Here is a 22,265-nt window from a genome sequence, read left to right as displayed (position 1 = left end):
TAATACCAGTACAACAAGAAGCGCCTGCGTGAAATTGACCGCCGAGTACGCTTTTTACGCAAGCGCCTAGAGCAAGTCAACGTCGTTGATCACTCACCACAACAAGAAGGCAAAGTATTCTTTGGTGCTTGGGTCGAAATTGAAAATGAAGCCGGAGATAAGAAAAAATTCCGCATTGTCGGACCCGATGAAATCTACGGTGGTGTAAAGAACTATATTTCAATTGATTCACCCATGGCGCGCGCTTTGCTAAAAAAAGAAGTCGATGATGAATTTGTGGTTCGTACCCCAGAAGGGGAAAAAGAGTGGTTTGTAAACGCTATCGAATACCAGCAAGACTAGAAATCACCGCTATCAACCCCAATAGTTACCCTATTCCAACCACCACCGATGGTGGTTCTACCGAACAATAAAGAGAACCCACGGATGAGCCAAGCTATCTGTAAAATGATTGCTCAAGAACTGAATGTTCGCCCTGAGCAAGTGACCGCAGCGGTTACCCTAATTGATGACGGTAATACCGTTCCTTTTATCGCCCGTTACCGTAAAGAGGTGACGGGTGGGCTTGATGATACCCAACTGCGCAGCCTAGACAGTCGTTTATCCTATCTACGTGAGCTCGATGACCGCCGCCAGACGATTCTTAAGTCAATTCAAGAGCAAGGCAAACTGACTGCAGAGCTAGAACACGATATCAACCAAGCCGACAGTAAAACTCGCCTTGAAGATTTGTATCTACCTTACAAACCTAAGCGCCGCACCAAAGGTCAAATTGCAATTGAAGCCGGCTTAGAACCTTTAGCTGACAAACTGTGGAATCAACCGCAAACTGACCCTGAAAGTGAAGCCATGCAATACATCAATGCAGAGCAAGGGGTTGCCGATAGCAAAGCCGCTTTAGATGGCGCGCGAGCCATTGTAATGGAACGTATCGCCGAAGATGCCAATCTATTGGAAAAAATTCGCCGCCATTTAACCCGCAACGCCCTGTTGGTTTCACGAGTCATTGATGGCAAAGAACACGCTGGCGAGAAATTCAAAGATTATTTCACTCACGATGAAGCGATCAGCAAAGTGCCATCGCACCGAGCACTTGCCATGCTACGCGGTCGTAATGAAGGCTTCTTAACACTCAACATCAACGCCGACCCAGAGCAAGAAGAAGGTGCGCGCCAGTCGTACTGCGAAACCATTATTGCCGAACATTACGGTATTCATTTAAGTTCAGCGCCAGCCGATAACTGGCGCAAGCAAGCCATTAGTTGGGCTTGGCGCATCAAGGTTTCTATGCACATGGAAACCGAACTAATGGGCGTAATGAAAGAGCGAGCGGAAATCGAAGCAATTGAAGTCTTTGCCACCAACTTAAAAGACTTGTTGATGGCCGCTCCAGCTGGGCCGAGAGCCACTCTCGGCTTGGATCCTGGTTTACGAACGGGTTCCAAAATTGCGGTTGTCGACTCCACCGGTAAAGTACTGGCGACTGAAACCATCTACCCACACCAACCGCATAATCAGCATGAGAAATCAGCCAAAATTGTTGACCAACTGGTACGTCAATTTAATGTGGATTTGATTGCGATTGGCAACGGCACCGCCTCACGTGAAACCGATACCTTTGTCGCCGACGTGATTAAACGTGGCAATTTGAAGGTACAGAAAATTATCGTCAGTGAAGCTGGAGCATCGGTGTACTCCGCGTCTGAGCTAGCAGCCAAAGAGTTCCCCAATATGGATGTGTCGCTACGTGGCGCAGTCTCAATTGCTCGCCGCTTACAAGACCCACTTGCGGAGCTGGTGAAAATCGACCCGAAATCGATCGGTGTCGGTCAATACCAGCACGATGTCAGTCAATCGATGCTCGCCAAACGCCTAGATGCGATTGTTGAAGACTGTGTAAACGCTGTCGGTGTTGATGTTAATACGGCTTCAGCAGCACTTTTGACTCGCGTTGCTGGCCTTTCCAATACGCTCGCACAGAATATTGTCGATTATCGCGATGAAAATGGACGCTTCGCTTCTCGTTCAACACTGAAAAAAGTAGCGCGCCTTGGACCTAAAGCATTTGAACAGTGTGCCGGCTTCTTGCGCATTATGGATGGTAAAAACCCTCTGGATGCTTCCGCTGTTCACCCAGAAGCCTACCCTGTAGTAAAAGCCATCGCTGAGAAAAATAATAAAGAGATCAAAGCACTGATCGGTAATAGTGATTTTCTACGTGGACTACACGCGGTGGATTACACCAATGACAACTTCGGTGTCCCTACCGTAAGCGACATTATCAAAGAGCTAGATAAACCAGGCCGAGATCCAAGACCAGAGTTTAAAACAGCGACCTTTGCCGACGGAGTCACCGAAGTAAAAGATCTTGAAATCGGTATGATTTTGGAGGGCGTTGTATCAAACGTGGCTAATTTTGGTGCCTTTATTGATATAGGTGTTCACCAAGATGGTTTAGTGCATATTTCTGCATTAACGGATCGCTATATTGCCGACCCTCGTGAAGTAGTCAAAGCGGGTGATATCGTCAAGGTAAAAGTAATGGAAGTGGATGTTCAACGTAAACGTATTGCGCTTTCTATGCGTTTGAATGACGAACCTGGTCAAGACAATCGTAGCCAGAGAAGTAGCGCACCAGATCAACATCAGCACAAGCCGCGCAACCAGCAGCAAAATAACCGTCGTGAAGAGCCACAACAAAACGGTGCGATGGGTGGTGCATTTGCCGCCGCTTTCGCCAAAGCAAAAAAATAATTAGCCTAAGCTAGTCTAAAACGGCCCTGACATAGACGCTTAAAAACACAAATCCCCACTCATGCATCCGCATTGGGTGGGGATTTTATTTATCGCGATAGATAACGTTAACGCTACCTACAACACCGCAATGACTTCAGAAGGAATATTAGGAGCAACTGCGTGGCCATAATGATATTTAATTACGGTTCGCCTGCGCGCCATTTTTCCCTCGGTTATCGCAGCATCAATAATGTGTTTAGGTAGCCTAAACCGCATTGCATAGCCTTTACCTTGTTCCTTGCTGTAAGTAGCGAGTGCTAATAGATCAAAGAGCCTTTCTAACTCACTTTTCTGCTCAGCTTGATAAGAAGTCGATGTTTCGTGTTCGGTGCCAACCTCATAGCCAGGATGCTCTGAAGGGTCCCATGACGACTGTTTTCGTCTTTTATCATCCGCTTTAACCTTACGCTCAGCGTTGGTCTTAGCCAGTTCAACGGTTGGCATAACCGGTGCGCGAATTTTATTATCACGCGCAGCCTGTTCCGTTTGCACATTAACCGATGGGGCGATGAGTGGCACACTTATATTCGCTGGTGACACAATCATAGCCGAAACCTCCTCAGTATCGCCCGCCCCGCGAGGCTCGCCTTTATCTAAGCCAGCCTGGTTGGGTTAGATTATATATCGACCAGATCGCACAAACTTTTAGCATCTTTAACAAATATTTACTGTTTAGTGTTTATTTATCGCTAGTAGACCGATAACGTCATTGGCTACCTTGAGAAAAAGCAATCAGCTGTTGGCAAAAAGCATCAGACTCGGTCATAAAGGGTGCATGAGACGACTCACTAAAAATATATTGCTCACTTTTTGGCAAAGCTTGTTGCAGATCGTGCGCGACCTTAATCGGTACAAGGCCATCTAATCGACCATATAAACGCAATATCGGCACCGAAATGGTTGTCAGTTGCTCACGTAAATCGACATCAGCTAACATCTTAAGCCCGGCGAGTAAGGACTGCGGATTAGGGGACGGTCTCGACAATATCGCCTGTTTGAGCAATTTGACATCTTGCCTCGCAGAAGGGCTGCCCATCGCTTGCAACGCCATAAAGCGTTCAATAGTGGTGTGAAAATCATCAACCAATTGATCAGTAAAAGCGCTAAGTACGTGAGGTTGAATACCACGCCACGGTTTGTCAGCCGCAAATTTCGGTGAGCTAGCCACGGTGACCAGTTGGCTGACGTATTCACTATGGTGCAGCGCCATATGCGTGGCGACTAGGCCACCAAGAGACCATCCAACCCAAATCGCCGCTTTTGGCGCTTGCTCAAGCAGCGCCAGAGCAATGGCTTCTAAACTGGCCGCATGATTACTCGCGCTGTGTCCATAACCGGGCAAATCGACAACATGGACACGAAAATGATGCTTCAGTACATCGACGGTTTGTTGCCATACCGCACCGTTCATTCCCCAGCCATGCACTAGGACTAAATCAGCCCCTTCTCCTTCCACTTGCCAATACAACGCTGTTGCCATGGTCGCAAACTCTCCCACTAAATTCATTCTTTTGCATTACAGAAACACCGATCATAGCAGAACATCTTTTCGCCACTTTCGGTGAGTTATGTTATCGCATTGGCTTCAAAAAACCATCTATCGCTTAGTCAGCAGGCAATGCCCACTTTGCCACCTACCGATCGCTACACACCAAAATAGCGCTTGGTGTGAAACCTGTTTGACCTACTTTGCTCCCCAGCCTCGTTGTCAACAATGTGGCTTGCCGACACTGCTTAATGTACCGCAGTGCGGACAATGCTTAGCTAGTCCACCGCTTTGGCATCGTTTGTATTGTGTCGGTGATTACATATTTCCACTCAACCACACCGTTCATAAACTGAAATACGAAGGGCAGTTTTGGCAAGCGCGTAATTTAAGCGCGCTTTTGGCTCCACGAATTGATGAGCCGGCCCCGTTGATAACTAGCGTTCCTCTGCACTGGCAAAGACGCTTAACACGAGGCTTTAATCAAAGTGAGTTACTTGCCAATCAATTAAGCAAGCAACTTATTAATGCCACTTGTGATCATCAGCTGATAAAACGTAAGCGCGCCACGCCGCAACAAAAAGGATTATCTAAGGTGCAGCGTAAACAAAACCTACAACATGCCTTTGCACTACAACGCAAACCAAATCAGAAACATATCGCAATTGTTGACGATGTTGTCACCACAGGCAGTACCATCCAACAGATCTGTAAATTACTGCTTGAAGTTGGCGTCGAAAGGATTGATATTTATTGTATCTGCCGCACTCCTGAACCAAAAGATTAGCCATTACGTTTTTGTTTAGAGAACAAAAAAGGACTGGATCCGCAGCTTTTCAGGAGTAGAATGGTGAGCAAATAGCCTACAAAATTACTCAGGTATTCGTCGTGTCAAATTCTATTACTATTACCGAAACAGCCCAAACCCATTTCGCCAAGTTGCTTGGTCAGCAACCTGATGGCACCAACATTCGTGTTTTTGTGGTGAACCCTGGTACCCAAAATGCGGAGTGCGGTGTGTCTTACTGCCCACCAGAAGCAGTAGAAGCGACCGATACTGAAATCAAATATGATGCTTTCTCTGCCTATGTGGATGAGTTAAGCCTGCCTTTCTTGGAAGATGCAGAAATCGATTTCGTTACCGATAAAATGGGCTCTCAACTAACATTGAAGGCACCAAACGCCAAAATGCGCAAAGTCGCAGATGACGCGAGCTTAATCGAACGTGTTGAATATGCGATTCAAACTCAAGTTAACCCACAACTTGCTGGCCACGGTGGTCATGTAAGCTTAGTGGAAATCACCGAAGATGGCGTTGCCATCGTGGCATTTGGTGGTGGTTGTAACGGTTGTTCAATGGTTGATGTCACCCTAAAAGAAGGCATCGAGAAAGAACTACTTCAACAATTCGAAGGTGAATTGACTGCCGTTCGCGATGCTACAGAACATGACCGTGGTGATCACTCTTACTACTAAGTTAGAATCAATAAAATTAAGTTACAACGCACAAAATGCGAAGCCGAGATAACATTCTCGGCTTTTTTTATCTTTAAATGCTTTCGCTACCGTTAGTTCTTTTCAAATCAGGCATTTTTCTCATATAGTTAGAAAAGTCATTTGCCTGTAAGGAATTAGCGTATGCCACCCAGAAAACTGCCCGATATTTTAGCGACCAACACGGAAGCGAAGTCGAAACTGTTTACGATTGAATCGTTGGATTTACGCTTTTCAAATGGGGAACAGCGCACCTATGAGCGAATGAAACCCAGCGGCCGACATGCAGTGATGATGGTGCCTATCACTGCGCAAGGTGATCTGCTCTTAGTTCGAGAATATGCCGCAGGTACAGAACGTTATGAACTCGGTTTTCCCAAGGGTTTGATTGACCAAGGTGAAACACCACAACAAGCCGCTGTCCGTGAATTAAAAGAAGAGATTGGCTTCGGTGCCCATACGCTAACGCCTCTTAAAGAGGTCGTCCTCGCTCCCTCTTACTTTTCAAGTCGGATGACCCTATTCCTTGCGCAAGATCTATACTCAGAAAAGCTAGAAGGTGATGAACCCGAGCCATTAGAAGTGATTCGCTGGCCTTTAGCGCAAGCTGAAGAGCTACTCACCCATCTCGACTTTTGTGAAGCCCGAAGTATTACCGCACTACTGCTTGCTTTGCGCCGCTTAAAATAACGAAGCAGAGCTAAAGGATTGATGATGCCAACAGCCAAAGATTTATCTCACCTATTGCCAAATGTCATTGAAATTGCACGCTCCGCTGGGCAATTGATTCTCGACATCTACGAGAAAAAAAACTACGAAGCTTTTACTAAAAGTGACCACACACCTGTCACGAGCGCTGATCTTGCGGCCCATAAATTCATCAATGAACGACTGAGCGAACTAACACCAGATATTCCGGTATTGTCCGAAGAAGCAGCCGACATCAGTTTAGAAAAACGTAGCCAATGGAATCGTTATTGGTTAGTCGACCCACTGGATGGCACCCAAGAGTTTATTGCTCGCAGCGGTGACTTTGCCACGATTATTGCTTTAATTGAGGATAATAAACCTGTAATGGGTGTGGTGTATGGACCAGTTTCTGGTGTGACTTATTATGCTTATACGGGCAAAGGGGCATGGAAAATTCCCGATATGTCTGAAAACCTACGTATTCAAACCCACAAGCATGAAACTCCGGGACAATCGATCGCCATTGCGATTAGCCGTCGTCAAGACATCAACCGCATCACTAACCGCATGAGCAGTGCTTGGAATTATGAGCTAGTGCCACTTGGCTCTGCCGCTTTAAAAGCGTGTTTAGTTGCTGAAGGGGCTGTTGACTGTTATTTGCGCTTAGGGCCAACCGGTGAATGGGACACGGCGGCGACTCAATGTATTGTTGAAGAAGCTGGGGGGAGAATCCTCAGCACTCTACTAGAGCCGTTGTCATACAATGAGCGAGAAACGTTAGAAAACCCGAACTTCATCGTGCTTGGTGACGCGGGCTTACCTTGGGACGATATCCTTAAAGTAAAAGGCTGACCACTTGGGTCAGCCTCTAAATTTTCGCGGTTGAGTTTTCAGCCTTACAGTTGCCCTTGGTACTGGAACTGATATCGACCTTGGTTATCAGGATTACCAACCCACTTTAGCTGCTCGCCCATTTCGCTTGGAAATTGTGCTTCCGGCTTAAACCATGCTTGAAAGCTATAATTCATGTCTGGCTTAAGCTGCGCAGAGAAATCGCTACTGACTTGCGCACTGCTTTGTTGACCAGTCAACGCCACATCATTGGCTTGGCAAGTTAAATCAGCCACTACAGGGCCTGGAGACAACTCTCCTAACGGTGAGCCTATTTTGCTATCGGTCCATGCTAATGTACCTTGAGCCGACTCACACCATGGGCTTGAGTATTGATACTGCTTGAGTGACAGTTCCAGCTGACCTTGGAGATCAATAGGAAATGGCAAGACTAGTGCTGCTGTTAGCTGCTTAGCAGCAGCAGACAGCACCAAGTTTTCCGCGTAAGGACCAGACAAACTAAGACCGACATTACCTTTACCTCGCACGCCCATATCACTACCTCGCCCAAAGCGCACGGCCGCTTCTAACTTAGCCACAAACAGTGATGACAGTTGAATATCCCATTTCAGGTCACCGATATTTTGCCCCTGCCAAAATACCTGCTGAGCACTGCCAGACCAAATCGTCCCCGCGATACCTGTGATGCGTAATTCAGGTGGCATCGGGGCTTGGCTTACGACAAAAGAGGCTGGAATATGTGCAACCAAACTTGTTGTAAAAGCCAGTAGCGACAGTCCACCATATAACCATCCATGTTTCACCTAGCCACCTCGCTTCAATTGCAGACGTTTCACTTCAACCACACCACTTTGCTGCGCTCGGCCAATATCCATAAACTCAACATCAACGCCTTGAGTTTCTTTTAGAAACGCAATCCAATCGACCAACTTGGTGAAAGGCAAAGGTTGAACCCATACCTGCATCATCTCATCACGAGGTTGGATTCGAATGAGTTCAATCTGAAAACGCTGTGCACTTGAAGAAATCACTTGGTTAAACGGCTGATTGGATGCAACGACACCACCTTGCGCACGTAATCGGACAATATCATCCGCTTTATCTGTTACCCAATTCAGTAACTGTTTTTCACTCACAATACGCGCTTTAGCCAGCTCAGTTCTTTGATCTAATGGCGACAAAACGCCCCAATAAATCACCCCGACAATGCCCAACACCAAACAACCCAACACCATTTTTTGTTCGCGAGCACTGATACTCGTCCACCAAGCTTGAAGTGCGTTAAGACTATTTTTCATTCAACTCACCTCATTTACTTTTGAGTACAAAAGTGCCATTCACAATCTCACCGGAGCGGTTTAACTGCCCTTGCTCAACCATAAACTGCTTTTCCAGTTGAACGCGCGCCAATTCAAAGCTCTGAAAATCATTGCTTTGTGCTTCAAGACGAATTTCACCACGATTGCCATCATATTTAACACTTTGCAAACGCATGTTCGGCACACTACCGATACTTGCTGGCAGCTTAGCTAACCATTCAAGCATGGCGCCACCACTGCCGCCACCGGCAAGACGCGACGCTTCATCATTCATCTGTCTTTTTAAATAGCTAACCGTCGGTATCTTCTGTTTATCAGGGAAAACGGCGCGAAAAACGCGTTCACTTTCGACTCGGTAAGCGGTCGCTTGTGTCTCGTATTGCCCTGATTGCAATACGTTATAAGCCGTCGAGATCACCAATAACAAACACGCGGCCAACGTACTTTTTTGCCAAACCTGCCAATGCTTGAAGAAAGAAGATTTAGCTTTGAAACTACCGGTTAACAACGTGGTTTTGCTCGCAATGGCTTGCTCTGTCAGCAACGCCATCACTAATTGAGGTTCAGCTTGCTGCCAATGTTGACCTTCAGCCAAGGTTAACTCCGGTAAAGGGGTATAAGCATTCAACGGCAAGTATTGATCATCTTGTTTCACCCATTCCGAATGGCTAAACAGCTCTAACCACTCAGCCTCAAGGCTTACGCCTAAATATTCCTCTTTACGAATCAGCCACTCTTTACCCATTTGCAGTGCTGATAACCCATCATGCAAAGGAACGGCGAGCACATCTGGTAGCACTTTCTTAACTTCCATTCCTGCCGATTTTAACTGTTCAAGGCAGTGGGTAAGATAGCTACGATCAACCCCCGCTACATAAGCGGTTGACGCCGTTTTCTGCAAAATAGAAAAATGCAGGTCATCGACATCTTGAGCAATCTCATCTTCAATTAAATAAGGCAACATAGATTCCAACTGACGAGAAGCGCCCGATGGAATCTCAACCTTCGTAAGTACCAAATCGCTTGCAGCCAGCAACACAATTGTGGTTCGCTGCGCAGCGTAAGTGGCGAGCTCAGATAACTGCTCCCAACCAGATATTTCACCGCTGGCAATGACTTCTTGTTGTTGTGATGACCACACCAACCAAGGTATTTCAGCGTCCTGTTGACTACTCAGTCGAACGGTCAGAAACTCGCTCACTGATCCCTCCAAAGCGACGGCGTACTACCGTTGCGGTTTCTCTATTATCACTAAACAATAAACTGCGAATGCGAACTCGCGAGTCATCAACCAATATTTGAGCATCGAGTTCAAAGTAAGCGCTATCCACTGAGAGATACTGTTTCGCTTCATCTTTCACTTTGCTATCTACGGCGGCAATTGATGCCTCCGCTAAGAAATCATCGACACTCCCCCACCCATCAAATGGACGGTTTTCTAATACGTTTTTTGCATCAGATTCACTTAAATGCGGGCTGAACATCGCCACCAGCAATTTTGCGTTCTCTGGTGCGACAGTATTAACGTTTAATCGCCAATCATCGCTTGGCAATGCACAAACGTAAGGAGCTATACGTTGCATCACCTCCCCCGTCACTTGCTGCACTGCGCGAAGTTCGCTGCTATCAGCCAGTAAAGTGTTAGCCGCTAAATAAGCCGGAGACATCGACTCATAATAGCTGTCTTCAACACCGTAAGATGACTGGACATTGCTGTCGTCATCAATGTATTCCCATGCTGAATCAGCAATCACCTCAGCTTGGTAGCTATCAACTTCTGACTCTTCTAATAAATGTTGCAGCACCTGCACTAAATAGGGCTTATTAGCTCCGCCTGTAGTGGGCGTAACTCGAGCTAATACATTGAGATTAAAACACGCCTGCTTATCGGTAACACGACCCTTAACTGTGCCGTAATCGAGAGGATAGGTTTGCTCTTCCAACGCCCAAGGCTGACTCAAATTAATGTTATCGCCATCTTTGTAGCTCTGCTCTATAGCAGCTTGCGCTAACGATTCAACACCAAGGCTATACCAGTAAGCCTGTTGATAGTTGATCTGATTACTGGCTCTTTGAAACTGAGTAAATAAACGTTCTGACATGGTCGCCGCAATTGACACCATGATCGCCAGCAGCAATAAAATAACAATCAATGCCACACCTTGCTGCGAAAGCCTGCCTTGTAGTGAGCGATTATGATGCGTCATTATCTGCTCCCTGCGTGTTCTGGTTGATGGCACCACCTGACGTCAGATAAATACGTTCAATTTCACCGTAATCTTTCAGCACTAGCTTCACCGCGACGGCTTGCGGTATTTTTAATGATTCTTGCCAATCCTCACTCCATTTGTCATTGCTATAAAAACGCAATGACATTGATTCCACCTCTGACAAGAGTGGAGTGATAATGCCATCTTGACCAGCAGGCGTATCAGGGTAACGCCACCAAACGCGTTCAAGTACCCCTTCTTTGATGCGATAACCTACTTTAGTCACTTCGCCACGTGGAAATTGTTGCTGTGGGTTATGCCACCCAAGACGAGCAAACAACACACCCTTTTGATCGGAGTCGAGCAAGTACTCTTTCCACTGCAATATCTGTTTATTGGGTTCTTCACCATTGGTGCGAAATTGACGAGTCGCCATTTGGCGAAAATCACCGTCCATTAACACCATGGCTCGCTGCAACGCATTTAAACGCTGGCTGCGCTGCTGAGAAATTTCATTGCTACGCTGTACCTGGTTAAGCACCTGATAAGCACCAACACTTAAACTCGCAAAGATAGCGATCGCCACCAGCACTTCAATCAGAGTAAAACCTTGGCGTTTTTTATTTGACGACATAGCTTCTCACCGTCACCAAAGGTGATCCTTGTTTCTCTAATGCTGCACTGACATCAAACGCTTTCAATAAATTGTCGGCCGTAGGCACTAACGTGACTTTCCAATACCAAGTACGCCCTGCCAGCTCTTGTGTTCCGGTTTGCGCTTTCAAGCTTTTAGGGCTGAGCATCACTTGCGCCATTTGATTATCGACCACCATCGCCGCAAAGGTTTTTTCTTCCAAATAGCTGATGGTGTTAATGTGTTGGCTCACTGAACGAATCACGCTGATCGACGCGGTGGCAAAAATCGCTAGAGCAACCAAGACTTCTAATAAGGTCATGCCTCGTGTTCTATGCATCATCCGATGCCCCTGGCTCTAATAGCTTAATTTCGCCATTGTCTTTGACAATAACCCGCCAACCTTGTTCGGCATCTTGCGTGTTGGGATATATGCTCAAGACAAAGGGCGTTAGCTCGCCACTCGACAAGATAAACACTTGCGGTGGTCGCTGTTTTTCTTGCTCTTTCTCTTCAGCAAACATCTCTTCATCAAATAAAGAGCCAGGCTTAAACAGCCGATCATCATTCTTCCAAGCGTCACCCCCAAGCTCAAATTGCATCGCGAGCTCTTCTAGAAGTTGAATTTCGGTAGTCATTTTTTTACTCTCTAATGGCTGCCAACCTTTGTCATCCAATGCTAGGAACACAAGACGTGATGTCTTCTCATCCACTCGCAAACCAAAGTCCTTACCACTGAGAATCGCTTCTTCATTCACCAGTTGCAGACGTTGGTACAAACTCATCGCATATTGTTTTGCTTCATCTTTTCCTGAACTAGGAAGCGTAGCAATGACTGCCACAGCACTAAGAGAGAGCAGTACTAGCACGAGTAATATTTCGAGTAGAGTGAAACCACGTTTGCTTGTCATCAGAAAATAGCTGTCATTAGAAAATCGTTGCCGTCAGAAAAATGAGGCGACCCGATAGTCGCCCTCTGTTATTTGCTTATCGGAAGTCTTGCATGTTCCAGTTGCCAATATCAGCACTCACCCCTTCACCGCCTTCTTGACCATCAGCACCTAAGGTGAAAATGTCCACGGTACTGTTGTCGCCAGGGCTTAGGTATTGGTAAGGGTTACCCCAAGGGTCATTTGGTAAACGACGAATGTACCCACCATCACGATAATTACGTGGTTCTGGGCTAGACGGCTTAGTCACTAACGCCTCAAGTCCTTGATCGGTTGTTGGATAAACGCTGTTATCAAGCTTGTACATATCCAAAGCATTTTCTAATGCCACGATGTCGGTGATGGCTTTTTGTTGGTCGGCTTTTTCTTTGTTTCCCAATAAATTAGGAACAACAAAGCTCGCTAAAATACCCAAAATCACCACCACAACCATTACTTCAAGCAAGGTAAAACCTGATTGCTTGTTTGCTTTTTTTCTCATTCCAATCTCCAACGTAGTTTTTGTCTAAATAACAGGTGAATGCTTACCTATTACTAACGACTCATTAAATTATTCATTTCTAAAATTGGCATCAAGGTCGCCATTACGATAAATAGCACCAAACCTGCCATTAAAGCGATTAGCGCCGGGGTGAAAATGCCCAATGCGATATTGATGGTCGACTCAAAGTTTGCATCCTGGTTATCCGCTGCGCGAGTCAACATACTTTCAAGTTCACCACTTTGCTCACCACTGGCGATCATATGCAACATCATCGGTGGGAATAATTTGGTTTGATCCAATGCCTTACGCAAACTGGCACCTTCACGTACGTTATCGGCAGCCATCGTTACTTGCTGCTTGACGTATTGGTTTGCCATTACGTCCACCGCCACCTTCATACCTTCCAAAATAGGAATGGCACTGGAGGTACAAATAGACAAGGTGCGTGCAAAACGTGAGGTATTCAAACCGCGCGAGATCTTGCCTATCATCGGCATGTAAATTACTTTTCGGTCCCACTTCAAACGTAAATTTGGTTTACTCAGTAACCATTTAGCAAGGAAGACCAGTGCAATGGTTAGCACTAATAGCTGTATACCCCAGTGCTGAATAAAATCACTCGATGACAACAGGAATTGAGTCGACTTAGGTAATTCCTGCCCCATCTGTACAAACTGGCCAATAATTTTCGGCACGACCGCCGCCAGCAAAAAGGCGACAATACCGACGGCAAAAACAACCAAGACGATTGGATAGATCATGGCTTGCATCAGCTTTGAACGCATTTTTTGGCGATTTTCTGCATAATCAGCCAAGCGTTCCAACACCGAATCAAGATGTCCTGATTTTTCACCCGCAGCAACCATTGAACGAAACAATTCATCGAAAATATGTGGGTAGTCACCCAAGCTATCCGATAATGTGTAGCCTTCGGTCACTTTTGAACGCACTGCTGCTAACATGTTACGAATTCGCGGCTTTTCAGACTGTTCGGATACCGCTTTTAAACACTCTTCCAGTGGCATTCCTGACTGCACTAGCGTCGATAATTGGCGCGTAATTAATGCTAAGTCTGGCGTGCTAATGCCGCGTTTCATGCTAAACGGTGACTGTTCTTGCTTCGCTGCTTTCGCTTTGGTTCCCAGCACTTCAACCGGAATTAGCCCTTGCTCTTTTAAGCGTTGGCGAACTTGACGGGCATTATCACCTTCAATAACACCCTTTTTCTGTTTGCCTTTAGCATCTAATGCTTTGTATTCAAATGCGGCCATTAATTACGCTTCCTTGGTCACTCGCATCACTTCTTCTAATGAAGTAATGCCTTGAAGCACTTTATCTAACCCATCATCACGGATACTTGGCGTTCGTTCACGAACCGATTTTTCGATAGACTGCTCACCCGCTTCACTGTGGATCAACTCTTGCACTTTATCGTCAATTAACAGTAATTCATGGATCCCAGTTCGGCCGCGATAGCCTTTTTGGTTACATTTTTCACAACCTTTGGCACGATATAATGTCAGTTCTTGATCCGGTTGCAGATTAAACAGTTTCTTTTGCTCTTTGTCGGCTGGATAAGCTTCTTTACAATCTGAACACAAGGTGCGCACCAAACGCTGCGCTAACACACCTAGCAACGACGACGAAATAAGAAATGGCTCGATCCCCATATCGCGCATACGGGTAATCGCACCAATCGCGGTATTGGTGTGCAAGGTCGACATCACTAAGTGACCGGTTAAAGAGGCTTGAACGGCAATTTGCGCAGTCTCTAAATCACGAATTTCACCGATCATTACCACATCTGGGTCTTGACGCAAAATGGCACGTAATCCACGTGCAAACGTCATATCCACTTTAGGGTTAACCTGCGTTTGACCAATACCGTCAATATCAAATTCGATTGGATCTTCAACGGTCAAAATGTTGCGTTCGTTGCTGTTTAGCTCTTGCAACCCAGCATACAAGGTGGTCGATTTACCCGAGCCTGTTGGGCCGGTGACCAAGATAATGCCATGCGGCCTTTTGATTAATTGGCGGAAGTTTTCATGGTTTGCCGCTGTCATACCTAAGCTGTGTAAATCAAGGCGAGTGGCATTTTTGTCCAATAGACGCATTACCACACGCTCTCCATGCGAAGATGGCATGGTAGATACACGAACATCAACCGCACGGCCACCAATACGTAATGAAATACGACCATCTTGTGGGACGCGTTTTTCGGCGATATCAAGCTTGGCCATCACCTTCACGCGAGACACGAGCAAGGGGGCAAGTTTACGGCTCGGTGATAACACCTCGCGCAACACACCATCAACACGAAAACGAATCGAAAGGACTTTTTCAAAGGTTTCGATATGAATATCGGAAGCCCCTTCTTTGATCGCCTCACCCAGCATCGCGTTAATCAATTTAATGATTGGCGCATCATCTTCCGACTCGAGCAAATCTTCACTTTGGGGCAATTCTTCAGCCAGTGAGAAAAAGTCGTCGTTATCGGCACCAATATCTTCCATCAATTGCCGCGCTTCTGAAGAGTCACGCTGATACGCATCGGTCAACTTACTTTCAAACTCACTTGCGGTCATTTCAACTAAATTTAAAGGTTGTTTAACCACACGTTTGACCTCCACCAGCGATTCTATCGCCAGTGGTGCAACGTAAAACAAAGTCGGTATCGCGTTCTCTTCCGCTTGCTCTAACACCAATTTAAAGCGATTGGCGAAACTAAACGGTAAACGACGGTACTGAAGTTGTTGCAAAACATCGGTCATTGCGACTTTTCCATTTGATCGATAAAGGCTTGTACTTCTGGTGCATGAAGGCGCTCACTACCAAATTTAGGGATAACGGGAATGTTATTATCATCCATCAACTTCAAGCCTTGGTCTAACTTGTACAACTGTTCTGCTCGAATGTAGTTGTATTTGCGCTGTGTAATACCATCTGCCGTCATACCATCACGAATAATAGTTGGCTTGATAAACACCATTAGGTTTTTCTTTTCCACTTGAGTGCGAGTCGATTTAAACAAGTAACCGAGTCCGGGAATATCACCAAGCAGTGGCACTTTCGATTCACTTTCCACTGCGCGTTCGTCAATCAAACCACCCAGAACCAGCATCTGCCCATCTTGAACAATGACTGAAGTATTAAGCTGACGTTTAGCAAAACGTACGTCAACCGCGCCATTGGCACCTAATACGTTCGACACTTCTTGTTCAATTTGCAATTGAACGGAGTCACCTTCGTTAATTTGTGGTACCACTTTGAGTTTAATACCCACCTCTTTACGATCTACGGTTTGGAATGGATTATCATTGCTAGAACCCGCCGTTGAACCAGTAAGAACTGGGACTTCTTCACCAACAATAAAAGATGCTTCGCCATTATCCATCACGGTGATACTTGGTGATGACAGAATATTGGAGTTTGAATTACTCGCAACCGCACTGATTAAAGCCGTCCAATCCCCCATCACTAAGCTCATAGCAGCGCCATTGACCGAACCAAGTGCTGAAGCTAATGTTGAGTAATCGCCTTTAGTGGTTGTTTCTTCGTAGTATTTGATAGCACCTGTATTACTATCTCGAATTGGTTTTTTCTCGATAGTATCTTTTGCTTCTTCTAAACCAACCATCACCTGACCAATTGGTGCGCCTGCATTGCCATATTGAATAACAGAGCCGCTTTCCAACGACCCCCATTGAACCCCTAGGTTGATGCCATCACCTTCGGCCATTTCAACAATCAGAGCTTCAATAAGCACCTGCGCGCGACGAATATCAAGCTGGGCTATCACATCTTCCAGCGCTTTCATAATATCTTGAGGTGCAGTGACGATCAGTGAATTGGTTTGAGGGTGCGCAGAAATCATTACCTCACCGCGTTGCGCCCCTTGACCCGACTTTTGACCCGATTGCTTTTCTGCTTGTAAGTTATCAGAAACACCTTTTAGCACATCGACCAGATCTTCAGCTTTAGCGTACTTAAGGTAAATAACGCGGTTGTTGCCCTTGGTTGCCATCTCAACATCTAACTGCTTGATCAAACGCTTTAAGCGTTCACGCACCTTGGGATCACCCGAGATCAAAATCGCGTTGGTACGATCATCAGCCACAAGCTTGGGTTGCAGAAATTCTGGGGTATTTTTAGCATCATTCGTTTTATTTAATGCCTCAACAATACGTACCATTTCAGCGGCGGATGCATTGTTTAGTTCAACCACTTCAATGTCTTTATCACCGGCTTGGTCAACACGTTTGATAATATCGGCCAAACGGTTAACCACAGCAGCACGACCGGTAATCAGAATAATATTGGCCGGGTCGTAATGCACTACGTTACCCGCGCCCGCGTTATCAATCAATTGGCGTAACAATGGCGATAACTCACGCACCGAAACATTACGTACGGCAACCACACGCGTAATCACGCTGTCGCCATTTTCTTTCTCGTCGTCACCGACCACTGGTATAGCGGATGTTTTTGCATCTTTCGCTTTAATGACTTTCAGGACGCCATTGTCCATCTCAACCACAGCAAAACCATACACTTCCAGTACATTCAAAAAGAAGCTGTAGTATTGCTCTTCAGTGAGCGTGTCGTAACTACGAACGTCGACTTTGCCTCGAACTGAAGGGTCTACAATAATGGTTTTTTCGAGATTACGGCCAACGATATTGATGAACTCTTGAATGTCTGTACCCTTAAAACTGGCACTAAAATCGTTAGCAAGTACCAATGGTGACGACAGCAAACCTCCCATCAATAACCAAGTACTTTTGTTTAACCAATGCTTCACGTCTTACTCCCTAAACTCATGCTTATGCATCAGTCTTTTTAAAATTGGATATAAATGTCATGTGGTTGTCCGTCTCTTTCAACCGTTAAGTTGATTTCCGTTAACTCCGAGACTGACTGAAAAATTTTGCTCATGGCATCTGGATCCGTTAAATCCTGTCCATTTAATTGAATGGCGATATCATCGTTTTGCAAGCCGACAGACTCAAACAATTCAGGGGATTTACCCGGGCTCACTCGGTATCCAAGCACCTTATCATCTCGCTTGACTTGAGACAGGCGAACATACTTGAATATTTCTTGCGGATTGCGAGAAATTGCGATTCGAATGTCATCCAACTTCTCTTCTTCAGACGCGGGGTTATTACCTCGCGCATTAGAAGCAATAACTCTTTCAGGCACTTGCACACTTGGCTTGTGATAATCAACCCCATCTAACATCAGTGTTTCATCACGACCAGAGTTATCAATAATAACGCGATCAACTAGCACGGCTTTTAGCTTTGCTCTTGTGCCTTCAATTACTTCATTGACACCATAAGTGGACTGACTGCCACGATTAGCAATAACCGCCAAACTTCTACTGGGTTCATTACTGGCAACGACACCAACCAACAATAAACTTAAGCTAGTTTTAGGCGCATCTTTGATTACGGTTTGCACCACCTCTGCTTTTTCCTCACTATAACGTCCAAATAAGTCACCTTGTTGTAATGAGGAAAGATCAAGCGACTGCTGAGTAGCAGTAGTCGATGAACTTGATGTCGGCACCCAAGGTGCAACATCAAAGGTATTTTGTTGTAGCAACCACACCATCTTGCCCATTATCCAAGCAGATAGGATCAGTAATAACAAAGTAAGAGCAAAACTGATTTGTTTTTGCCACTGTGGTATTTTTTGTAGCAAGCCTATCTGCCATGAGCTTGATGAGGTCATACTGCTAAAATTAATTCGCCTCAAAAGATATCCTTTATTTGCAATTTTTCGTTAACCATTTTGCTTTTGTAACCAACGATATCATTTTCATATAGTTCATTGCCTTATACGACGAACTAATATATCACATACCTCTTCAGCGTCCCTTTACCTGACATTAATTTGTCGGGTCGCTTGAAAATCTGGAACGAAAACACCATTGTAAGCCAAACATAAACACGCAAGGCTAACTCTGTTAGAGGCACTTTCCTAGTATGAGTTCTGAGACTGAACAAATAAGATTAGATAAATGGTTATGGGCTGCACGCTTTTATAAAACTCGTTCTATCGCTCGAAACATGGTCGATGGTGGTAAAGTTCACTATAATGGTCAGCGTAGTAAACCTAGCAAAATTGTTGAACTTGGCGCAACCATTACCTTACGCCAAGGTCCAGAAGAGAAAACCGTGACCGTTGAGAAATTATCTGGGCAACGCCGCGGGGCTCCTGAAGCACAAGCCTTGTATAGTGAAACCAGCGAAAGTATCGCTAAACGTGCACACCATGCCGAGCAACGTAAACTCAATGCACATAATCCAAGCCCAGAGCGACGGCCTGATAAAAAACAGCGTCGAGACATTATTAAATTTAAACATCAATAAAAGCGGGACCATGCTCCGAGGAAATAGCTAAATGGCAAATAACATTTTAAATCGCTACTTATTTAAAGACCTTTCTGTACGTGGCGAATTGGTACAACTGGATAAAGTGTATCAAGAAATCATCTCTAGCAAGGAATACCCAGCGCCTGTACAAAAACTGTTAGGCGAATTGATGGTAGCGACTACACTACTGACTGCAACACTCAAATTTGAAGGCTCGATTACCATGCAACTGCAAGGTAATGGCCCGGTATCGCTTGCCGTTATTAACGGTGACAACGAACAAAAAGTTCGTGGCGTTGCACGCTGGGAAGGTGACATTGCTGATGATGCAGACCTGCATACCTTAATGGGTAAAGGCCATCTTGTTATCACTATTGAACCAAAGCAAGGCGAGCGTTACCAAGGTGTAGTCGGCCTAGAGGGCGCTAATTTAGTTGAAGTATTAGAAGGCTACTTTATCCGCTCAGAACAGTTGAAAACTCGCCTTTGGATCCGTATCGGTGAGCATGAAGGCAAAGCCCATGCCGCTGGCATGTTGCTACAAACTATGCCTGATGGTACTGGAACACCTGATGACTTTGAACATTTAGAACAGCTGACCAATACCGTCAAAAATGAAGAGCTGTTTACTTTACCAGCCAACGATCTACTTTATCGTCTTTATAACCAAGAAAAAGTACAACTGTTCGACCCGCAGCCAGTAGAGTTCCACTGTGGTTGTTCACGTGAACGCAGTGGTGCAGCAATCATCACTATCGGCCAAGATGAAATTAACGACATTTTAGCCACTGAAGGATCAGTTTCTTTACATTGTGATTACTGCGGCACGAATTATTCCTTTGACCAAGCAGAGATAACTGAACTCTACCGTCAAGCGACCCAGAACAGCGGTACTCTTCATTAATTTGTATGTATTATCAAGCACGTGAAATACGTCTCAGAGCCAGCATCAAGCTGGCTTTTTTGTGATCAAAATCCAATAAAATCAAATACCAAAGCGACAGTACGCCATACTTAATTTTTAAAAAGTATTAATCTTTTTGATCTAGCGCAAAGGTTTGCGTGCGCGATAAAATAGTTAGGCCAATATGTGACGGGACACCTAAAACCATACAACAGTCGTGGGCAATTTTTGAGCTACGTCCCTGTTTTATCCCAGTCTCGTTGCTAGCATGGTGAGCAGATAACAATTACAAACTACAAATATTATTACAAAATCCCTACAAAATCCTTATAAGGAGCACCTATGACCGTTATGGAACATACAAAGGCTGCACAATTAGACCTAACCCAACACGGATTAAAAAACGTAACTGAAGTTCTTCGCAACCCAAGTTATGAACAACTGTTCGAAGAAGAGACCCGCCCAGAACTCGAAGGCTATGAAAAAGGCATCGTCACTGAGCTTGGCGCGGTAGCTGTCGATACAGGTATTTTTACTGGCCGCTCACCAAAAGATAAATTCATTGTGAAAGATGACACCACCCGTGAAAATATGTGGTGGACATCAGACACGGTTAAAAACGATAACAAACCCATTACCCAAGAAGTCTGGGACGAGCTTAAAGAACTCGTCACACAACAATTGTCTGGAAAACGACTTTTTGTGATTGATGGTTACTGTGGAACTAACCCAGATACGCGTTTAAGTGTACGTGTAATTACCGAAGTTGCATGGCAAGCACACTTTGTTAAAAACATGTTCATTCGCCCAACAGAAGAAGAACTCGTTAGTTTTGAGCCTGATTTCGTTGTCATGAATGGCGCAAAATGCACCAACTCAAAATGGCAAGAACAAGGTCTGAACTCAGAAAACTTTACCGTATTCAACCTAACTGAAAAAATGCAATTGATTGGCGGCACTTGGTATGGCGGCGAGATGAAAAAAGGTATGTTCGCAATGATGAACTACTTCTTGCCTCTACAAGGTATTGCTTCTATGCACTGCTCTGCAAACATGGGTAAAGAAGGTGATGTTGCAGTTTTCTTCGGCTTATCTGGCACAGGTAAAACCACCCTTTCAACTGATCCTAAACGCGCTTTGATCGGTGATGATGAACATGGTTGGGATGACGAAGGTGTGTTTAACTTCGAAGGTGGTTGCTACGCAAAAACCATCAAACTATCTAAAGAAGCTGAACCAGACATCTACAACGCGATTCGCCGTGATGCCCTATTAGAAAACGTAACCGTGCGCAATGATGGCTCTATTGATTTTGATGATGGTTCGAAAACCGAAAACACTCGTGTTTCTTACCCAATTCATCATATCGACAATATCGTTAAGCCAGTTTCAAAAGGCGGTCACGCAAATAAAGTGATCTTCCTATCGGCTGATGCATTTGGCGTGCTCCCTCCGGTATCAAAATTAACACCAGAACAAACCAAGTATCACTTCTTATCAGGCTTTACTGCTAAACTTGCAGGTACTGAGCGCGGTATTACTGAACCAACACCGACGTTCTCTGCTTGTTTTGGCGCTGCGTTCTTAACGCTACATCCAACCAAGTACGCTGAAGTATTGGTAAAACGTATGGAAGCGTCAGGTGCAGAAGCTTACTTAGTCAACACTGGTTGGAATGGCAGCGGTAAACGTATTTCGATTCAAGATACACGCGGTATTATTGATGCGATCCTAGATGGTTCGATTGAAAATGCAGAGACAAAGCATATTCCAATCTTCAACTTAGAAGTACCAACATCACTTCTAGGTGTTGATACTGGTATTCTAGACCCTCGTGACACTTACGTTGACCCATTACAATGGGAAAGCAAGGCGCACGATCTAGCTTCTCGCTTTATCAATAACTTTGCGAAATACACCGATAACGCAGAAGGTCAATCTTTAGTGGCAGCAGGCCCTCAAGTCGACTAAAACTGATAAGTGCGTAACAAGCCCCTTTTAACAGGGGCTTTTTTTGTTGCCGATAAAGAGAATTTGTTTCACTCTGTCACGACAAGGGACTA

At 45.2% G+C, this 22,265-nt stretch carries 22 protein-coding genes and 1 pseudogene; 9 read left to right on the top strand and 14 right to left on the bottom strand.

Annotated elements, in window-relative coordinates; all coding sequences use genetic code 11:
• Positions 1-3 precede the first annotated feature (3 nt).
• Positions 4-342: pseudogene (greB, locus tag EYW48_RS16900) on the top strand (transcription elongation factor GreB); the annotation flags it as partial.
• 84 nt (positions 343-426) lie between these two features.
• Positions 427-2,754: a Tex family protein gene (locus tag EYW48_RS16895; protein ID WP_277432705.1), complete on the top strand. Its 2,328-nt coding sequence runs from the start codon at positions 427-429 to the stop codon at positions 2,752-2,754.
• A 117-nt stretch (positions 2,755-2,871) separates the two neighbouring features.
• Here EYW48_RS16895 and EYW48_RS16890 read toward each other — a convergent pair whose 3' ends face one another.
• Together EYW48_RS16890 and bioH are read right to left on the bottom strand one after the other, a co-directional pair.
• Complete coding sequence (locus tag EYW48_RS16890) at positions 2,872-3,342, bottom strand: ATP-dependent Lon protease (protein WP_176313454.1); 471 nt, start codon at positions 3,340-3,342, stop codon at positions 2,872-2,874.
• Positions 3,343-3,502: 160 nt separating this feature from the next.
• A complete protein-coding gene (gene bioH, locus EYW48_RS16885) occupies positions 3,503-4,276 on the bottom strand; it encodes a pimeloyl-ACP methyl ester esterase BioH (protein WP_053312259.1) in 774 nt (257 codons plus the stop codon).
• Between the two features lie 88 nt (positions 4,277-4,364).
• Here bioH and EYW48_RS16880 point away from each other — a divergent pair, with 88 nt between their 5' ends.
• The 4 genes from EYW48_RS16880 (at position 4,365) to cysQ (ending at position 7,318) form a co-directional block, all read left to right on the top strand.
• Positions 4,365-5,069, top strand: a complete 705-nt coding sequence (locus tag EYW48_RS16880) for a phosphoribosyltransferase family protein (RefSeq protein WP_176245576.1) — start codon at positions 4,365-4,367, stop codon at positions 5,067-5,069.
• A 101-nt stretch (positions 5,070-5,170) separates the two neighbouring features.
• Entirely contained in the window at positions 5,171-5,758 is a 588-nt protein-coding gene (gene nfuA, locus EYW48_RS16875; protein ID WP_053312228.1) for a Fe-S biogenesis protein NfuA, read from the top strand.
• Between the two features lie 162 nt (positions 5,759-5,920).
• Positions 5,921-6,466, top strand: coding sequence for an ADP compounds hydrolase NudE (gene nudE / locus EYW48_RS16870; RefSeq protein ID WP_053312229.1), 546 nt, complete (start codon positions 5,921-5,923; stop codon positions 6,464-6,466).
• 24 nt (positions 6,467-6,490) lie between these two features.
• Positions 6,491-7,318, top strand: a complete 828-nt coding sequence (gene cysQ / locus EYW48_RS16865) for a 3'(2'),5'-bisphosphate nucleotidase CysQ (RefSeq protein WP_168786871.1) — start codon at positions 6,491-6,493, stop codon at positions 7,316-7,318.
• Between the two features lie 44 nt (positions 7,319-7,362).
• Here cysQ and EYW48_RS16860 read toward each other — a convergent pair whose 3' ends face one another.
• From EYW48_RS16860 to gspC, 12 genes are all read right to left on the bottom strand, one after another.
• Positions 7,363-8,121 carry a type II secretion system protein N gene (locus tag EYW48_RS16860; protein ID WP_168523665.1) on the bottom strand — a complete coding sequence of 253 codons (759 nt, stop codon included), beginning with the start codon at positions 8,119-8,121 and terminating at the stop codon, positions 7,363-7,365.
• Entirely contained in the window at positions 8,122-8,616 is a 495-nt protein-coding gene (locus EYW48_RS16855; protein WP_053312232.1) for a type II secretion system protein M, read from the bottom strand.
• A gap of 10 nt (positions 8,617-8,626) precedes the next feature.
• On the bottom strand, positions 8,627-9,838 hold the full coding sequence (gene gspL, locus EYW48_RS16850; RefSeq protein WP_171980793.1) for a type II secretion system protein GspL: 1,212 nt from the start codon (positions 9,836-9,838) through the stop codon (positions 8,627-8,629).
• Positions 9,807-10,844: a type II secretion system minor pseudopilin GspK gene (gene gspK / locus EYW48_RS16845; RefSeq protein WP_277432704.1), complete on the bottom strand. Its 1,038-nt coding sequence runs from the start codon at positions 10,842-10,844 to the stop codon at positions 9,807-9,809. The genes gspL and gspK overlap by 32 nt, the downstream gene beginning before the upstream one ends.
• On the bottom strand, positions 10,831-11,481 hold the full coding sequence (gene gspJ, locus EYW48_RS16840; RefSeq protein ID WP_053312235.1) for a type II secretion system minor pseudopilin GspJ: 651 nt from the start codon (positions 11,479-11,481) through the stop codon (positions 10,831-10,833). The genes gspK and gspJ overlap by 14 nt, the downstream gene beginning before the upstream one ends.
• Complete coding sequence (gene gspI, locus EYW48_RS16835; protein WP_171980808.1) at positions 11,468-11,821, bottom strand: type II secretion system minor pseudopilin GspI; 354 nt, start codon at positions 11,819-11,821, stop codon at positions 11,468-11,470. Before gspI ends, gspJ begins: the two co-directional genes overlap by 14 nt.
• The gene (gspH, locus tag EYW48_RS16830) at positions 11,814-12,392 is read right to left on the bottom strand and encodes a type II secretion system minor pseudopilin GspH (protein WP_053312237.1); all 579 of its coding nucleotides are present in this window, start codon (positions 12,390-12,392) and stop codon (positions 11,814-11,816) included. Before gspH ends, gspI begins: the two co-directional genes overlap by 8 nt.
• Before the next feature lie 76 nt (positions 12,393-12,468).
• Positions 12,469-12,912 (bottom strand): type II secretion system major pseudopilin GspG, encoded by a 444-nt coding sequence (gspG, locus tag EYW48_RS16825; protein ID WP_277432703.1) that lies wholly within the window; start codon positions 12,910-12,912, stop codon positions 12,469-12,471.
• Positions 12,913-12,965: 53 nt separating this feature from the next.
• Positions 12,966-14,186 (bottom strand): type II secretion system inner membrane protein GspF, encoded by a 1,221-nt coding sequence (gene gspF / locus EYW48_RS16820; protein ID WP_053312239.1) that lies wholly within the window; start codon positions 14,184-14,186, stop codon positions 12,966-12,968.
• Between the two features lie 3 nt (positions 14,187-14,189).
• Positions 14,190-15,689, bottom strand: coding sequence for a type II secretion system ATPase GspE (gene gspE / locus EYW48_RS16815; RefSeq protein ID WP_053312240.1), 1,500 nt, complete (start codon positions 15,687-15,689; stop codon positions 14,190-14,192).
• Entirely contained in the window at positions 15,686-17,719 is a 2,034-nt protein-coding gene (gspD, locus tag EYW48_RS16810; protein ID WP_171980791.1) for a type II secretion system secretin GspD, read from the bottom strand. Before gspD ends, gspE begins: the two co-directional genes overlap by 4 nt.
• A gap of 38 nt (positions 17,720-17,757) precedes the next feature.
• Positions 17,758-18,654: a type II secretion system protein GspC gene (gspC, locus tag EYW48_RS16805; RefSeq protein ID WP_277432707.1), complete on the bottom strand. Its 897-nt coding sequence runs from the start codon at positions 18,652-18,654 to the stop codon at positions 17,758-17,760.
• Between the two features lie 254 nt (positions 18,655-18,908).
• On the opposite strand from gspC, the gene hslR reads away from it, so the two are divergent.
• From hslR to pckA, 3 genes are all read left to right on the top strand, one after another.
• A complete protein-coding gene (hslR, locus tag EYW48_RS16800) occupies positions 18,909-19,295 on the top strand; it encodes a ribosome-associated heat shock protein Hsp15 (RefSeq protein ID WP_053312243.1) in 387 nt (128 codons plus the stop codon).
• Between the two features lie 31 nt (positions 19,296-19,326).
• A complete protein-coding gene (gene hslO, locus EYW48_RS16795; RefSeq protein ID WP_053312244.1) occupies positions 19,327-20,202 on the top strand; it encodes an Hsp33 family molecular chaperone HslO in 876 nt (291 codons plus the stop codon).
• 342 nt (positions 20,203-20,544) lie between these two features.
• On the top strand, positions 20,545-22,173 hold the full coding sequence (pckA, locus tag EYW48_RS16790) for a phosphoenolpyruvate carboxykinase (ATP) (RefSeq protein ID WP_277432702.1): 1,629 nt from the start codon (positions 20,545-20,547) through the stop codon (positions 22,171-22,173).
• Positions 22,174-22,265 lie beyond the last annotated feature (92 nt).

This window comes from Vibrio sp. 1180_3 (assembly GCF_029478545.1).
In the GTDB taxonomy this organism is placed as follows: Bacteria; Pseudomonadota; Gammaproteobacteria; order Enterobacterales; family Vibrionaceae; genus Vibrio; species Vibrio aestuarianus.
The sequence above is the reverse complement of the archived record's forward strand: the minus strand, read 5'-3'. Positions and strand labels throughout refer to the sequence as shown.

Bases quoted from the DNA above. Each gene is read 5' to 3' on its own strand.
- EYW48_RS16895 (WP_277432705.1), top strand. From the start codon at position 427: ATGAGCCAAGCTATCTGTAAAATGATTGCTCAAGAACTGAATGTTCGC.
- EYW48_RS16890 (WP_176313454.1), bottom strand. From the start codon at position 3,342: ATGATTGTGTCACCAGCGAATATAAGTGTGCCACTCATCGCCCCATCG.
- bioH (WP_053312259.1), bottom strand. From the start codon at position 4,276: ATGGCAACAGCGTTGTATTGGCAAGTGGAAGGAGAAGGGGCTGATTTA.
- EYW48_RS16880 (WP_176245576.1), top strand. From the start codon at position 4,365: ATGTTATCGCATTGGCTTCAAAAAACCATCTATCGCTTAGTCAGCAGG.
- nudE (WP_053312229.1), top strand. From the start codon at position 5,921: ATGCCACCCAGAAAACTGCCCGATATTTTAGCGACCAACACGGAAGCG.
- cysQ (WP_168786871.1), top strand. From the start codon at position 6,491: ATGCCAACAGCCAAAGATTTATCTCACCTATTGCCAAATGTCATTGAA.
- EYW48_RS16855 (WP_053312232.1), bottom strand. From the start codon at position 8,616: ATGAAAAATAGTCTTAACGCACTTCAAGCTTGGTGGACGAGTATCAGT.
- gspK (WP_277432704.1), bottom strand. From the start codon at position 10,844: ATGACGCATCATAATCGCTCACTACAAGGCAGGCTTTCGCAGCAAGGT.
- gspJ (WP_053312235.1), bottom strand. From the start codon at position 11,481: ATGTCGTCAAATAAAAAACGCCAAGGTTTTACTCTGATTGAAGTGCTG.
- gspI (WP_171980808.1), bottom strand. From the start codon at position 11,821: ATGCATAGAACACGAGGCATGACCTTATTAGAAGTCTTGGTTGCTCTA.
- gspH (WP_053312237.1), bottom strand. From the start codon at position 12,392: ATGACAAGCAAACGTGGTTTCACTCTACTCGAAATATTACTCGTGCTA.
- gspG (WP_277432703.1), bottom strand. From the start codon at position 12,912: ATGAGAAAAAAAGCAAACAAGCAATCAGGTTTTACCTTGCTTGAAGTA.
- gspF (WP_053312239.1), bottom strand. From the start codon at position 14,186: ATGGCCGCATTTGAATACAAAGCATTAGATGCTAAAGGCAAACAGAAA.
- gspE (WP_053312240.1), bottom strand. From the start codon at position 15,689: ATGACCGATGTTTTGCAACAACTTCAGTACCGTCGTTTACCGTTTAGT.
- gspC (WP_277432707.1), bottom strand. From the start codon at position 18,654: ATGACCTCATCAAGCTCATGGCAGATAGGCTTGCTACAAAAAATACCA.
- hslR (WP_053312243.1), top strand. From the start codon at position 18,909: ATGAGTTCTGAGACTGAACAAATAAGATTAGATAAATGGTTATGGGCT.
- hslO (WP_053312244.1), top strand. From the start codon at position 19,327: ATGGCAAATAACATTTTAAATCGCTACTTATTTAAAGACCTTTCTGTA.
- pckA (WP_277432702.1), top strand. From the start codon at position 20,545: ATGACCGTTATGGAACATACAAAGGCTGCACAATTAGACCTAACCCAA.